Source organism: Pseudomonas sp. WT-JTC (assembly GCF_056711565.1).
The window spans coordinates 2500285-2513767 of sequence record NZ_CM160042.1; the positions used below are offsets into that span (position 1 = coordinate 2500285).

The window sequence follows — 13483 nt, forward strand, 5'->3', positions numbered from 1 at the left end:
TCTTTCATGTATAGCCGTTTCTGGAGACGAGGCTTTTGCTTTTATGCGAGCGTGATGCAGCGATATTCAGCCCGCAAGCCGGTGATGGCTATTTAATCTCACCCTGATAGACTCCAGAGCAGAGGCACAGGCTGTTATCGCATTCCGTCGAGTGGTACAGAGGCCCTATGGCAAAAACGGGAGGAAGGGGGGTTTCATTAGCCAGGAGGCTCTATACATCGCGAATCCTGGGGTTGGCCCTGGGATTGGTGTGCGTGAGCGCGGCGATGTATCCACTCGATCCAGCGCCTTGGGTCTGGGGTTTCATGTGGTTCAATGGCCTGGTCTGGCCGCACCTGGCATACCAATGGGCGCGCCGGGCCAGGACGCCCTATCATGCCGAACACCGCAACCTGCTGATCGATGCCTTTCTCGGTGGCTTCTGGATTGCCGCGATGCAATTCAATCCACTGCCCAGCGCGACCACCATTTCCATGATGGCCATGAACAACGTGGCCATCGGCGGCTTGCGCTTCCTGCTGGCCGGGACGGCCGCGCAAGTACTGGGCATCTGTGTCGGCCTGCAGATTTTCGCCCCGGCGTTCATTCCTGCCACCAGCCCGGTGCAGCTCTATGCCTGTTTGCCGTTGCTGTGCCTGTATCCGCTGGCGCTGGGCTGGATCTGCTTTCGTCAGGCCCATACCCTTGGCCGTCAAAAACGTGAGCTGCTGGCACTGAGCCGCACCGACAGCCTGACCGGCCTGCTGAACCATGGCGCCTGGAAGGACCAGCTGGAAGTCGAGTTCCAGCGTTGCAAACACCAGCAAAAAGGCGGGGCGATTGCCCTGATCGACATCGACCATTTCAAGGCCATCAACGACACCTGCGGCCATGTTGCCGGCGATATCGTCTTGCGCCAATTGAGCAAAATGCTCAAGCAGAACCTGCGGGCGACCGATGTGGCAGGGCGCTACGGCGGTGACGAGTTCTGCGTGATCCTTCCGGACCTGCCCCTGAACCGCGCCGCCGCCGTCATGGATGCCCTGCGTGATCGCTTCGCCACCTTGGGGTACGAGCAGAGCCCGGCGCTGAAAGTCAGCCTGAGCATTGGCCTGGCGTCATTCAATCCGGCCCATTGCGACGCGACGCTTTGGCTCAACGACGCCGATCATGCGCTATACGAAGCCAAGACCACCGGGCGTAACCGGGTGATCTGTTGCGGTGACGGGAAACCCTATCGCGAACTGCTCGACTCGGCGTGACCGCTCACCGCAAAACCTGTGGGAGCGGGCTTGCCCGCGAAGGCGGTGTGTCAGGCAGCGTGGGTGTTGGCTGTGATGGCCTCTTCGCGAGCAAGCCCGCTCCCACAAATGATCGCGGGTGGACCCAAATGATCTGCTCACCGCAAGCCCACTGTGGGAGCGGGCTTGCTCCGGGCGGCGATCCGACGAAGGCGGCGTGTCGGTTTAAAGCGTCATTCCTTCACGCTCATGAACTCCTCCGCGTAGCGGATGTATTCCTCCGGTTGCGTGTAGGTGTGCGTCAGCTCGGTCGCGCTCAGGTCCGATGTCTGGGTGAGGATCTGGCGTTGCTCGCGCAGGCTGTCGTAGGTCGCCTTGATCGCGGCGAAGTACGCGCCATGGCCGTCGATGGTTACGCGCACACCCAGTTCGGCCAGGCGCTTGTCATCGCGTAGCAGCGGGTTGCCGTAGGTCACCAGCATCAGCGGCACGCTCAGGTGCTCGGCGATCTGCTCCAGATGGTCGAAGTCCTTTACACCCACCATGCAGATGCCGTCGGCCCCGGCGCGCTGGTATTGGCGTGTGCGGCTGATGATTTCCTGAACCGGCAGGATCCCCGCGTGGGTACGGGCGATGATCGCCATTTCCTTATCGCAGCGGGCTTCCAGTGCCGCACGGATCTTGCCGACGCCTTCGGCGACCGTGATCAGGTCGGTGGATTTGCGGCCGAACTGCGCGGGCAGCAGGGTGTCTTCGATGGTCAGCGCGGCGACGCCGGCACGCTCGAGTTCGACGATGGTGCGCATGACGTTGAGCGCGTTGCCGTAGCCGTGGTCGGCGTCGGCAATCACCGGCAACTGGGCGACGCGGCCGATACGGGTGGCCTGTTCTGCGAACTCGCTGAGGGTGATCAGGGCAAAGTCAGGGGCGCCCAGCACTTGCAACGAGGCAACCGAACCACCGAGGATCCCGACTTCGAAGCCCAGGTCGGCGGCGATACGGGCCGACATCGGGTCGAAAACCGAGGCTGTGTGGTAGCAGGTGTCGGAGGCGAGCAGTTGGCGAAAATTGCGGCGCAAATCTTGATGGGAAAGCCTGGACATATGAGTTCCACCAATGGAATGGAAGGGCTTGAGCAAAAGTGTCAACGCCGAAGAAATAAAAGGCTATCACGCGCGCAGGGGGAGAATGATGACGAATTTGCCGGGTTCGGCAGATTGACGTTGCAACGATGAACCTGATGAGTCACGCCGCCACGGTCTGTTGCCGTTGGTCAAGCAACGGCACGGCGCGCACCGAGTCACCGGGTTGCAGTTGCAAGCGCTTGGCGGTCAGGCGATCAACCACCAGGCTGTTGCCCGCCTGTAGGGCCGTGGCGCAGGTAATGCGACAGTTTTCCAGGCGGCGATTGTGAATCAGCCAGATCGGCGCTTTATCGTCTGGCGAGCCGATGACCAGAGACAGCGGTTGGCTGTCGCGCACGGTGCGGATCGCGGAAACCGGGGCTTCAATGACCGGTCCGCCGTCGAAGATATCGATGTGGCCCTTATGGGCAAAGCCTTCGGCGCTGAGGATTTTCAGGGCCGGCGCGGTATTCGGGTGGGCCTTGCCGATCACCGCCTGGGCCTGTTCGGTGAGCAGGCAGGTGTACAGCGGCTGGCGTGGCATCAGTTCGGCGATGAACGATTTGTTGCCCAGCCCGGACAAGTGGTCGGCATGACTGAAATCCATCTTGAAAAAGTGCCGGCCGAGGCTGTCCCAAAACGGTGAGCCACCTCGTTCGTCGGCACTTCCGCGTAATTCGGCGATGAGCCGGTCGCCAAACAGCTGGGTAAATTCGGCCACAAACAACAAACGCCCGAGCGACAGCAAGCGACCGTTGCTTCCCTGGCGCTGATCGGGGCGCAGGTACAACGAGCAGACTTCCGATTGCCCGGTCAATTCATTGCTCAGGAACAGGGTCGGGATCTGGCGCTGGATACCCAGGTCCGGTGAAGTACTGACCGTCAGTCCGACCCGGTAGTTGTACCAGGGCTCGCGCAGGCCGACCCCACCTTTCAGGGCGCTGACGCCCACCACTTGCTGCTCGTCGTCCTCGAGCACGAACAGATAATCGGCATCGGCCCGATCGACCTGCCCGGCGAAAGTACGTTGGGCCCAGCGGATCCGATGGGCCAGGCGTTCTTCGTCGGCCGGCAGGCTGGTCAGCCCCGGAGCCGCCTGGCGCACCAGTATGAGCACGGCGGGCAGGTCGGTGATCTGGACCGGACGGACAATCATGCGGTTGTTCCTTGTTCGCGTGTGCTCGGGCGTTGGCGTTGACCCTGGCGGGTATTCACAGGGCGATCAGCCTGATCGGGCTGCCCTCGGTCACCTTCAGCGCCTCACACATGGCCGCATCCAGTGTCACGGGTTGCCCGGTGATGTAATCAAGATCGGCAACGATGGCCCGATAGTCCTTCAAGGATTCGTTGCTCACCAGAAAGCGGCCACGAGCATCGATCACCGGCCCAGGCAGCGTGACGCCGCGCTGGCTGTGGGCGATGGAACGAATACCCGACGTGCGCGCAAACAGCGTGGGGCCTCCATCGAACAGATCGATGTAGCTGTTGGTTTCGAAATCTTCACGTTCGAGGATATCGAAGGCTTCCTGGCCATCGGGATGGATGCTGCCGATGCAGTCCTGTGCCGCCTGGGGCAGCATTGGCACGTAAATCGGATAGTGTGGCATCAGTTCGGCGAGAAACGTGCGGCTCTGCAGGCCGCAAAGCCGTTCGGCCTCGACGTAGGGCAAGTCGAAGAAATGCTTGCCTACGGCATCCCAAAATGGCGAGTGGCCTTCATCACTGCTGTAGCCCACGATCTCGGTGATCACCGTTTCGGAAAAACGCCGGGCGTGGGCGGCGATGAACAACAGGCGCGCCCGCGACAGCAGCTCGGAGTGTGCGGTGCGTACCCGAGCGGCATCGATATGGAAACCCCGCAACAAGGTGTGGCCACTGAGGTCGTGACACAACGACAGGGCCGGTACGCCGTGCTCGATGTTCAGTTCCCTGGAGGCACTGGTGAAGTGTCGGTTGCGCAGGCTGTAGAACGGCTCGTTGTACCCGGCCGTGGCGAGGATTTCCGAGCAGCCGACCAGGTGTTGCGTGGTCAGGTCTTCGAGGACGAAGAAATAGTTTTCCGGGCCATGACCCTCGATGTCCTTCTCGAACGAGGCACAGGAATCAAGGATTTTTCCGCGTAATCGTTCGCTATCGTCGGGCAGGGATGTGACGCCTACGAGGCTTTCACGAGCCAGCTTCTGCAACTGGGGCAGGTCGGCCAACTCGACTGGACGCAAGACCAGCATGGAGACACTCCTGTATCAAACGATTCGGCGGTTTGAGCCGAACCTGACTATCACTGTCGGTTTTTCCACACATCAAATCGGTGGTCGTCTGAACGTAGTCAGGCGCCACTGTTATTCTTGTCAGATGTTCTTGAGAGGGACCGAGTTAAACAAGGATCGGGCGCTTCGGCCGGATGCGATACCTGGCCAGGCGCGTTGATCGGGGGTTCGAGAAAGGGCATCCGGGCTCCTGCTGGATGAGTGTGGCTCATGTTTTAACAGTCCGTTGAAAGGAGTATTTAATTATCGCGCACTGCCTGTCTAGTTAATTTTCGCAGGGTCTGGCCGTGCCCGAAAAAGCGGCGAAGTGCCTATACCAAGGGACTACAGCGATCTCGTAAAGTCTTGTAGGTGATTGCCTCTATTGCAGTCAGCCATCACAGAAAACCTGGCAGGATTTGACTGAACGAATCCGTTTCATGCAGGAATATTAAACACCCCCCCAAGGCGTGCTTTCTTGCGGCACAATTGCGCAATGGCGCTCACCTGACGCCGTCGTTCCTTTCCATCCATGGAGTGATTGCCGGTGCAGGCAACCCGTTTAACCCTGATTTGTCACGCTCGAACCGTCGCCCAGAAATTGGCGCGCTTTCCATTGGACGAGCCTCTGGAGATGGATTGGCACGCGTTCAGGCTTTCCCGTTGCAATCAGTTCAAGGGCGCCGCGCGTCTTGTCTGCGGCCCGGAATTGCGCACCCGGCAAACCGCTGAACTGTTCGGCAGTGCGCCGCAGATTGTCGATGCGTTGAAGGACTGCGATTTCGGGCGCTGGGGCGGTGAGCGCATCGGCGACCTGCAAAAAAACGACCCGGAGGCGCTCCAGCATTGGCTGGGGGATCCCGCTTCAGCACCCCACGGTGGCGAGTCGCTGGTGCAACTGGGTGAGCGAGTGGGCGCCTGGTTGACAGCGTTGCAGTCGACGCCAGGGCACATCGTTGCCATTACACATCCCTTTGTCATCCGCGCCGCGCTGACGCAGGTGTTGCAGGGTGGATCGTCCAGCCTGATCGACGTCGAGCCCCTGTCGGCGCTCGAGTTGAGGTTTCATGGTCGCTGGCGCCTGCGCTTGCCGGGCACAGATGCCGAGGAGCTGCCTTGATGAAAAAACTCCTGGTCATCGGCATCGGTGCCGGCAATCCCGACTACATCACGATGCAAGCGGTGAAGGCGCTGAATCGGGTCGATGTTTTTTTTCTCATGGACAAGGGCCAGAGCAAGGACAAACTCATCGATCTGCGGCGCGAAATCTGCGAACGCTACATCACCGACCACGATTACCGTTTTGTCGAAGCCCGCAGCCCTGAGCGCGAGCGCGGTGAGGTGGACTACAAGACCAGTGTCGACGACTTGAACCTGGCCAGGCAGCAGACCTTCGAACGGCTGATCAATGAAGAAGTGTCCGACGGCCAGTGTGGTGGTTTTCTGGTGTGGGGCGACCCGGCGTTGTACGACAGCACCATTCGCATCCTGCAGGCGATCAAGGCTTCAGGTGCCAGCGCATTCGAGTTCGAGGTGGTCCCCGGCATTACCAGCGTCCAGGCGTTGGCGGCGCAGCACAAGGTGCCGCTCAACCAGATTGGTCGCTCCGTTGAAATCACCACGGGCCGGCGCCTGGCGGCAGGGCAGGTGAGCGATGCCGACAGCCTGGTGGTGATGCTCGATGCTCAGGATGCTTACCGTCAGGTGGTGGATCAGGACACCGAGATTTACTGGGGGGCGTACCTGGGGACGCCAGATGAAATCCTGATCAGTGGCAAGCTCAAGGATGTGGCGGATGAAATCGAACGGGTGCGCAAGGCCGCGCGGCTGGCCAATGGCTGGATCATGGATACCTATCTGCTGCGAAAACCCTGAGGTTTGTGGTAGCCAGACCGACGTCTTCGCGAGCAAGCCCGCTCCCACATTTGAAATGCATTTCCCTGTGGGAGCGGGCTTGCTCGCGAAGAGGTCCTCGAGAACACCTCAAGAAGCAGCATTACCCCCACGCCCAAACCGCTCCCGATACACCGACGGCGGCACGCCGACCACCGTGCGAAACGCCACCCGGAAGCTTTCCACCGAGCGATAACCACAACGCTCGGCAATCTGCTCGGTGTTCTGGTCGCTGCTTTCCAGCAGTTCGCGGGCTCGGCCCAAACGTTCATGCTGCAACCAGGTTTTCGGCGACTGCCCACTGGCTTCGCTGAAGCGGCGCAGGAACGTGCGTTCGCTCATTGCAGCTTCGCTGGCCAGGTCGCGCACCTCCAGCGGTTCGTGCAAACGCTCACGTGCCCATTGCATGACGCGGGAAAGATCGCTGCGCGGTGTGGGGCTGACAGGCGTCGGAATGAATTGTGCCTGGCCACCGCTGCGTTGCGGCGACATGACCAGGCGCCGGGCCACGGAATTGGCCACCTGCGTGCCGAAATCCCGTGCCACCAGATGCAGGCAGGCATCGATGCCCGCCGCGCTGCCGGCGGAAGTGATCAATTGGCCGGAATCGACATACAGCACGTCCGGGTCCACCAGGATGCCGGGAAACCGCTCGGCCAGTTCCGAGGTGTAGCGCCAGTGCGTGGTCGCGCCGCGCCCGTCGAGCAACCCGGTGGCGGCGAGGACGAAAACACCGGAGCAGATCGACAGCAACCGCGCCCCCCGCGCATGGGCCTGGCGCAGGGCGGCGATCAACTGCGCAGGCACCGCGGCGCTACGGTCGCGCCAGCCGGGAATGATGATGGTGCGGGCATCGGCGAGCAATTCCATGCCGCCATCGGCCAGTACCTGGATGCCACCCATGGCACGCATCGGGCCCTGATCGACAGCGACGATACGATGCTCGTACCACGGAAAATCGAATTCAGGTCGGGGCAGGCCGAAGATCTCCACGGCAATGCCGAACTCGAACGTGCAGAGGCCGTCGTAGACCAGAATCGCCACCATTCCAGGGGTAGGGTGCATTTGGCGGAAAGTTCCCGGTGAGTGTCTTGTGCGCCACTGTAGCCGCAAGTGACGGACGGATAAAGTCTTCCCACACCCACCGCTACTTTGGAGTACAGCCCATGACCAGCCTGGTTCGCGAAATTCCCGCCGCCCCATCGGCCATCGCCCTGATGCACTTCAGCAACCGTCTGACGTTCGAAACCGATTGTTCCGACGTCCACGCCAGCCAGCAGGGCGGTGAAGTCGATTTCGTTCTGGTGGATGTTCGTGGCCCACTGGCGTTCGAACGCGGACATGTGCCGGGAGCGATCAACATTCCCGGGCGCTTGCTGAGCGCCGAAGGCTTGGCGGCTTATCCGAAAAACAGCCTGTTTGTGGTCTATTGCGCCGGGCCTCATTGCAACGGTGCCAACAAGGCAGCAGTGAAACTGGCGGCCCTGGGTTATCCGGTCAAGGAGATGATCGGCGGCGTGACCGGATGGCTGGATGAGGGGTTTGAGTTGAGCGTCGAGGTGCCGCGGCCGGCGAATGCCGCGATCGGTTGCGAATGCTGATACCCAATCACCTCAGTGTGGCTTGGAGGCTGCCCACCACTCATCCAGTGTTGCCTGCAACCAAGCCAACACGTCGGCGTAGGCAGCATCGTCCTGCGGCCCTCGGGGCAATGGTGACTCATCGCCAAAATGCGCATTGAGCATGGCCACCGACTCGGCGTTCCACTCTGGATGAAACTGCAACCCCAGCCGCGTCGGCCCGGCGCGGTACATCTGCTGTACGCATTGCGCGCTGCTGGCCAGCAGTTGCGCGGCAGGCGGCAGGTTGATGGCGTCTTCGTGCCACTCCAGTACCTTCAGCGTTTGCCCATCGATAAATCTCACCGTGGTCCATCCGGTTTCGCTGTGCTCCATCCGCCGTACATTGCCGCCCAGACTCAATGCCAGCAACTGAGCCCCCAGGCATATGGCGAACACGGCCCCACCCAGATCCAGACTGCCTTTGAGCCATTGCCGTTCGGCCTCCAGCCAGGCCGGACCGGCATTGGATTCGTAAGGCCCGCCCAACAGGATCACCGGATCGGCGCTGACGGCCGGCAACTCACCGAGGTCGGCGCGAAACACCTTCAGCGTCAGCCCCCGGGACTCGGCCCAAAAGGCAATGGCACCCGGACCTTCGGCGGGGTGGTGCTGGATCAGGTTCAACGTGGGCATCGCGCTATTCTCGATGGGACGCAAGGGGGCTCAATGTGCCGTAAAACATCGGGTATCGCCAGTCGGTTCATTTCATTGGAATAGGCCGAAAAACCTCAGGGTCCGGGCTGAAAACGCGATATGTCTGACAGACATTTCACTGTCATTGAGGCTTAACCTCAATACCTCCGTCTTGGTGCCACTTTTCTGTAAATATTTGTCGCCTCGGCGTAATTTACCCTCCTGTAGCCGCTCTAGACTGCCGGCCACTTCGGTTCCCGCCCACAAAGCGATGACCGAACGCTGCCAATCGAAGCTGCCAATAAAAGCCTCCGCGCACAGGAGTTATAAATGAAGAAGCTAGTGATGTTCGGTGCCCTGGCACTGTCGATGTTGTCCCTGACCGCCGTGGCTGAAGACGCAAAGCCGATCCGCATCGGTATCGAAGCCGGCTACCCGCCATTCTCGATGAAAACCCCTGACGGCAAACTCACCGGTTTCGACGTGGACATCGGCGACGCCCTGTGCGAGCAGATGAAAGTGAAGTGCACCTGGGTCGAGCAAGAGTTCGACGGACTGATCCCTGCGCTCAAGGTCAAGAAAATCGACGCCATCCTGTCGTCCATGACCATCACTGACGACCGCAAGAAGAACGTCGATTTCACCATCAAGTACTACCACACCCCGGCACGCTTCGTGATGAAGGAAGGTTCCAGCATCAAGGACCCGCTGACCGAACTCAAGGGCAAGAAAGTCGGTGTGCTGCGCGCCAGTACCCACGACCGCTTCGCCACGGAAGTGCTGGTACCCGCCGGCATCGACCTGGTGCGCTACGGCTCCCAGCAGGAAGCCAACCTGGACATGGTCTCCGGCCGCATTGACGCGCTGCTGGCCGACTCGGTCAACCTGGACGACGGTTTCCTGAAAACCGACGCCGGTAAAGGTTTTGCCTTCGTCGGCCCTGAGTACAACGATCCGAAATACTTCGGTGGCGGCGCCGGCATTGCCGTGCGCAAGGGCGATACCGCCCTGGCCGAGCAATTCAACAAAGCCATCACCGACATCCGCGCCAACGGCAAGTACAAGCAAGTGCAGGACAAGTACTTCAAGTTTGACGTTTACGGCGAGTAAGCGAGCGGGTTGAAAAAATGGCAACCGTTGGTGCGGTTGCCATTTTTTTTGTGCTTTCTTTCTATTGAAACGAGAAACCTGTGGGAGCGGGCTTGCTCGCGAAGGCGTCGTGTCAGGCAACATCGATGTTGAATGTACCGACGCCTTCGCGAGCAAGCCCGCTCCCACAGGTGATCTCGCCGTTCTGACATCAGGAGTTCCCCCTATGCAACGCATCGACCACCAGCTTCCCTGGAGCCACCTGGGCACAGAGCGCACCCTCAGCGTGTTCCGTTATGGCGCGGGCCCGCGCAAGGTGTACATCCAGGCCAGCCTGCACGCTGACGAACTGCCGGGCATGCGCACGGCCTGGGAGTTGAAGAAACGCCTGGCCGAACTTGAACGACAGGGACAATTGAACGGTGTGATCGAACTGGTGCCGGTGGCCAATCCCATTGGCCTCGATCAGCACCTGCAAGGCAGCCACATGGGGCGTTTCGAGCTGGGCAGCGGCAAGAACTTCAACCGCTCGTTCGTTGAGCTCAGTGTGCCGGTGGCCGAGTTGATCGGTGATCGCCTCGGCAACGATGCCCAGGCCAACATCGCGCTGATTCGCCAGACCATGGGCCAGGTCCTCGGCGACTTGCCGGCAGCGACATCGCAGCTCGAAGCGATGCACCGCCTGTTGCTGCGCCATGCCTGCGACGCCGACATCACCCTCGACCTGCATTGCGATTTCATTGCTGCGATTCACCTCTACGCCTTGCCGCAGCACTGGCCACAATGGCAATCCCTGGCGGCGCGCTTGAAGGCTGGCGTGGCGTTGTTGTGCGAAGACTCCGGCGGCAGCTCGTTCGATGAGTCCTGTTCTTCGCCATGGTTGCGTCTGGCCAGGGCGTTCCCGGCGGCGGCGATTCCACCGGCGAACCTGGCGACCACGCTGGAGCTGGGCAGCATGGGTGATACCCGCGTCGACCAGGCCCAGGCCAATTGCGAGGCCATTCTCGGGTTCCTCGCCGAGCAGGGCTTCATCTCCGGCAGCTGGCCGGCGGCACCGGACGAATGCTGTGAAGGCATGCCGTTCGAAGGCACCCAATACCTGTTCGCACCGCACCACGGCGTGGTCAGTTTCTTGCGTGAAGCCGGGGAATGGGTGGAGAAGGGCGATGCGCTGTTCGAGGTGGTCGATCCGTTGAACGACAAGGTCACCACCGTGCAGGCCGGTACCAGCGGTGTGCTGTTTGCCATCGACCGTGGGCGCTACACCCAGCCCGGCACCTGGCAGGCGAAAGTCGCCGGGCGCGAGCCGATTCGGGTGGGGAAGTTGATCAACGACTGATCCGGGAATTTTTGCCGACTGTTCGGGCCTCTTCGCGAGCAAGCCCGCTCCCACACTGGATCTTCAGTGAACACAGAATAGGTGTGCAACGACGATCCAGTGTGGGAGCGGGCTTGCTCGCGAAGGCGGCATCAGACACACCCGAGATGTTCCTGTCTGATTCTCAGTGTTAGGCTCTTCCCCGAATCCTGCATTCCGTGAAGGAAGACCCATGTTGAAGATTCTCGCGCTGCTCACGCTGTTGGCATCCACTGTCGTTCACGCCCAAACCCCGCTGCAAACCGACTTGCCGCTCAAGTACCTGGAGCAGGCCAATGCCGATTCGAACCATCAACCCCTGGTGATTTTCCTCCACGGTTACGGCAGTAACGAGCAGGATCTGTTCGGCATCAAGGATGACTTGCCTGCGTCCTACACCTACCTGTCGGTGCGGGCACCTTTGGTGATGGAGGCGGGCAGCTATCAGTGGTTTCGCAAGAAGGGCGAAGGGGCCTACAACGGTGAGACCGATGATCTGAAGTCCAGTGGCCAGGTGCTGCTGGATTTTGTCGCACAGGCCACGAAGAAATATCACACCGAACCCGAGAAGGTGTTCCTGGTCGGCTTCAGCCAGGGCGCGATCATGTCCTACGAAGTGGGCCTGCGGCATCCCGAGGCGCTTGGCGGGATCGCTGCGTTGAGCGGGCGGGTTCTGCCGGTGCTCAAGGCCGAGCTCACACCGGATGAAAAACGCCAGTCGCTGGCGATTTTCATCGGTCATGGCGAGCAGGACAAACGCCTTCCCTACAGCGACGGCACGGAAGCCAACAGCCTGTTGCAGAGCGTGTCACTCGAACCCGAGTTTCACGGCTACCCCGGTGTCGGCCATAACATCAGCGCCGAGGAGATACAGGACTTGAGCGCCTGGTTGCAGCGCTTGAACCCCTGAGCCTCATTTTCCGCTGACGATCTGTTTGATCAGGGTTTCGTGGGCCGCCATGTCGCCGGGACGGGAGATCACCTGGATTACCGTCATGCGGGTGCCGGATGCCGCCATCAGCGTGGTGGTAAGGGTCATGCCGCCGCCCTGTGTGGCGGTGCCGTCGACCTGGCGCAGGCCCAATCCGCTTTTCCGGGTCAGGGACTTCTCGCTCAGTTTGTTGTAGTCGGGCAGGGATGTGTGTTGCGCCGAATCGAAGTCGGCCACGGTGCTGTCGAGGAACTGGCCGTCGTTGTCTTTGACACTGATGCCATCGGGCAGGTTGTTTTCCGCGGCTATGACCACGGTCTTGGTCGTCGCGTTGCTGTACAGGGTGCCCGTCGCACCGCCCGGGTTGGCGGGCAGCGGGTTGGCGATGAAACCCTTGGGCAGGTTGAACGTGAACTTGCCGCCGAGCATCGAGACTTGTTGGGCGGGCGCGTTATCGCTGGAAGTGGCCTTGGCGGCCTGCGCATTCAAAGCCCCCAGGCCGGTAGCCGCGGCCAGTAGCAGGACAAGGGCTTTTTTACTCAACAATGACATCGGAATCTCCAGGGATGGGCGCGCGGTGGGGCGCGATCATCCCACGGAGGTTGTGCTGCATTCCAGTGTGCGCTAACGAGCGGTCGCTTTGTGCTTACACCTGGTTTTGCGGGAACAGGTTGCGACGGGTTTCTTCGTCGAATTCGGCCTTGAGCACCAGTTTCTCTTTCAGGCCGTGGGCGCGCAGGGCGGCCGGGCGGGCGCTGATTTCATCGTACAGGCGCTTGACGTTCGGGTACGCCGCCAGACCGCTCTCGCCGAGGATGTAGGGCGCGTAGTTGGCCCAGCCCCACAGGGCCATGTCGGCGATGCTGTAGGTGTCGCCAGCCAGGTACTGAAGCCGGGCCAGGCGCTCGTCGAGGATGCGGTAGTGGCGTTCGACTTCCTTCAAATAGCGGTTTTTCGCGTAAGGCAGATCTTCCGGTGCGTGGTGCAGGAAGTGCACCGCCTGGCCGGAGAACGGCGACAGGCCGGTGCCGATGAACATCAGCCACGAGAGCATTTCGGCCTGGCCGGCAATGGACGTGGGCAGGAAGCGCTGATGTTTCTGCGCCAGGTGCAGCAGGATCGCCTGGGAGTCGAACACGCTGGCATCGCCATCAACCAGTGCGGGTACCTTGGCGTTCGGGTTGATCGCCAGAAAGGCCGGTTGGTGTTGCTCGCCCTTGAAGGTGTCGACGCCGATCAATTCGTAAGGCGTTTGCAGCTCTTCGAGCAGCAGGGCAACTTTCATCGGGTTCGGCGAAGGGTGGAAAAAGAATTTCATGGTGCAGGCCTCAGTCGGGTAGGGGTTGGAACTGAGGCTGATGTTGAAGC

14 protein-coding genes are annotated in these 13483 nt (G+C 60.9%); 7 read left to right on the plus strand and 7 right to left on the minus strand.

The window, feature by feature from the left end:
• Positions 1 to 167: 167 nt before the first annotated feature.
• Positions 168 to 1241: a diguanylate cyclase gene (locus AC06G5_RS11450; protein ID WP_413705141.1), complete on the plus strand. Its 1074-nt coding sequence runs from the start codon at positions 168 to 170 to the stop codon at positions 1239 to 1241.
• 212 nt (positions 1242 to 1453) lie between these two features.
• On the opposite strand, the gene AC06G5_RS11455 is transcribed toward AC06G5_RS11450, so the two are convergent.
• The 3 genes from AC06G5_RS11455 to AC06G5_RS11465 form a co-directional block, all read right to left on the minus strand.
• Positions 1454 to 2323 (minus strand): isocitrate lyase/PEP mutase family protein, encoded by an 870-nt coding sequence (locus tag AC06G5_RS11455; protein ID WP_413428045.1) that lies wholly within the window; start codon positions 2321 to 2323, stop codon positions 1454 to 1456.
• Between the two features lie 142 nt (positions 2324 to 2465).
• On the minus strand, positions 2466 to 3500 hold the full coding sequence (gene astA, locus AC06G5_RS11460; protein ID WP_413428046.1) for an arginine N-succinyltransferase: 1035 nt from the start codon (positions 3498 to 3500) through the stop codon (positions 2466 to 2468).
• A gap of 55 nt (positions 3501 to 3555) precedes the next feature.
• On the minus strand, positions 3556 to 4572 hold the full coding sequence (locus AC06G5_RS11465; protein ID WP_480459488.1) for an arginine N-succinyltransferase: 1017 nt from the start codon (positions 4570 to 4572) through the stop codon (positions 3556 to 3558).
• A gap of 565 nt (positions 4573 to 5137) precedes the next feature.
• Between AC06G5_RS11465 and AC06G5_RS11470 the strand changes: the two genes are divergently transcribed.
• On the plus strand, positions 5138 to 5710 hold the full coding sequence (locus AC06G5_RS11470; protein WP_413428048.1) for a histidine phosphatase family protein: 573 nt from the start codon (positions 5138 to 5140) through the stop codon (positions 5708 to 5710).
• Positions 5710 to 6465, plus strand: coding sequence for a precorrin-6A synthase (deacetylating) (gene cobF, locus AC06G5_RS11475; RefSeq protein WP_480459489.1), 756 nt, complete (start codon positions 5710 to 5712; stop codon positions 6463 to 6465). The genes AC06G5_RS11470 and cobF overlap by 1 nt, the downstream gene beginning before the upstream one ends.
• A 108-nt stretch (positions 6466 to 6573) precedes the next feature.
• Here the strand turns inward: cobF and ftrA are convergent, their stop codons facing one another.
• Complete coding sequence (gene ftrA / locus AC06G5_RS11480; protein WP_480459490.1) at positions 6574 to 7548, minus strand: transcriptional regulator FtrA; 975 nt, start codon at positions 7546 to 7548, stop codon at positions 6574 to 6576.
• Between the two features lie 101 nt (positions 7549 to 7649).
• Here ftrA and AC06G5_RS11485 point away from each other — a divergent pair, with 101 nt between their 5' ends.
• Entirely contained in the window at positions 7650 to 8084 is a 435-nt protein-coding gene (locus tag AC06G5_RS11485; RefSeq protein ID WP_413428050.1) for a rhodanese-like domain-containing protein, read from the plus strand.
• 12 nt (positions 8085 to 8096) lie between these two features.
• Here the strand turns inward: AC06G5_RS11485 and AC06G5_RS11490 are convergent, their stop codons facing one another.
• Entirely contained in the window at positions 8097 to 8738 is a 642-nt protein-coding gene (locus tag AC06G5_RS11490; protein ID WP_480459491.1) for a type 1 glutamine amidotransferase, read from the minus strand.
• Between the two features lie 330 nt (positions 8739 to 9068).
• Here AC06G5_RS11490 and AC06G5_RS11495 point away from each other — a divergent pair, with 330 nt between their 5' ends.
• The 3 genes from AC06G5_RS11495 (at position 9069) to AC06G5_RS11505 (ending at position 12094) form a co-directional block, all read left to right on the plus strand.
• Positions 9069 to 9848: an ABC transporter substrate-binding protein gene (locus AC06G5_RS11495; RefSeq protein ID WP_413428052.1), complete on the plus strand. Its 780-nt coding sequence runs from the start codon at positions 9069 to 9071 to the stop codon at positions 9846 to 9848.
• A gap of 205 nt (positions 9849 to 10053) precedes the next feature.
• Positions 10054 to 11166 (plus strand): succinylglutamate desuccinylase/aspartoacylase family protein, encoded by a 1113-nt coding sequence (locus AC06G5_RS11500; RefSeq protein WP_413428405.1) that lies wholly within the window; start codon positions 10054 to 10056, stop codon positions 11164 to 11166.
• Between the two features lie 211 nt (positions 11167 to 11377).
• Positions 11378 to 12094, plus strand: coding sequence for an alpha/beta hydrolase (locus AC06G5_RS11505; RefSeq protein WP_413428406.1), 717 nt, complete (start codon positions 11378 to 11380; stop codon positions 12092 to 12094).
• 3 nt (positions 12095 to 12097) lie between these two features.
• Here AC06G5_RS11505 and AC06G5_RS11510 read toward each other — a convergent pair whose 3' ends face one another.
• Positions 12098 to 12667, minus strand: a complete 570-nt coding sequence (locus AC06G5_RS11510; protein ID WP_413428407.1) for a DcrB/PsbP domain-containing protein — start codon at positions 12665 to 12667, stop codon at positions 12098 to 12100.
• Between the two features lie 94 nt (positions 12668 to 12761).
• Positions 12762 to 13433 carry a glutathione S-transferase family protein gene (locus AC06G5_RS11515; RefSeq protein ID WP_413428408.1) on the minus strand — a complete coding sequence of 224 codons (672 nt, stop codon included), beginning with the start codon at positions 13431 to 13433 and terminating at the stop codon, positions 12762 to 12764.
• Positions 13434 to 13483 lie beyond the last annotated feature (50 nt).

Coding starts and splice junctions, on each gene's coding strand:
- ftrA (WP_480459490.1), bottom strand. CDS start 7,548: ATGCACCCTACCCCTGGAATGGTGGCGATTCTGGTCTACGACGGCCTC.
- AC06G5_RS11450 (WP_413705141.1), top strand. CDS start 168: ATGGCAAAAACGGGAGGAAGGGGGGTTTCATTAGCCAGGAGGCTCTAT.
- AC06G5_RS11495 (WP_413428052.1), top strand. CDS start 9,069: ATGAAGAAGCTAGTGATGTTCGGTGCCCTGGCACTGTCGATGTTGTCC.
- AC06G5_RS11510 (WP_413428407.1), bottom strand. CDS start 12,667: ATGTCATTGTTGAGTAAAAAAGCCCTTGTCCTGCTACTGGCCGCGGCT.
- cobF (WP_480459489.1), top strand. CDS start 5,710: ATGAAAAAACTCCTGGTCATCGGCATCGGTGCCGGCAATCCCGACTAC.
- AC06G5_RS11505 (WP_413428406.1), top strand. CDS start 11,378: ATGTTGAAGATTCTCGCGCTGCTCACGCTGTTGGCATCCACTGTCGTT.
- AC06G5_RS11490 (WP_480459491.1), bottom strand. CDS start 8,738: ATGCCCACGTTGAACCTGATCCAGCACCACCCCGCCGAAGGTCCGGGT.
- AC06G5_RS11455 (WP_413428045.1), bottom strand. CDS start 2,323: ATGTCCAGGCTTTCCCATCAAGATTTGCGCCGCAATTTTCGCCAACTG.
- astA (WP_413428046.1), bottom strand. CDS start 3,500: ATGATTGTCCGTCCGGTCCAGATCACCGACCTGCCCGCCGTGCTCATA.
- AC06G5_RS11515 (WP_413428408.1), bottom strand. CDS start 13,433: ATGAAATTCTTTTTCCACCCTTCGCCGAACCCGATGAAAGTTGCCCTG.
- AC06G5_RS11500 (WP_413428405.1), top strand. CDS start 10,054: ATGCAACGCATCGACCACCAGCTTCCCTGGAGCCACCTGGGCACAGAG.
- AC06G5_RS11465 (WP_480459488.1), bottom strand. CDS start 4,572: ATGCTGGTCTTGCGTCCAGTCGAGTTGGCCGACCTGCCCCAGTTGCAG.
- AC06G5_RS11485 (WP_413428050.1), top strand. CDS start 7,650: ATGACCAGCCTGGTTCGCGAAATTCCCGCCGCCCCATCGGCCATCGCC.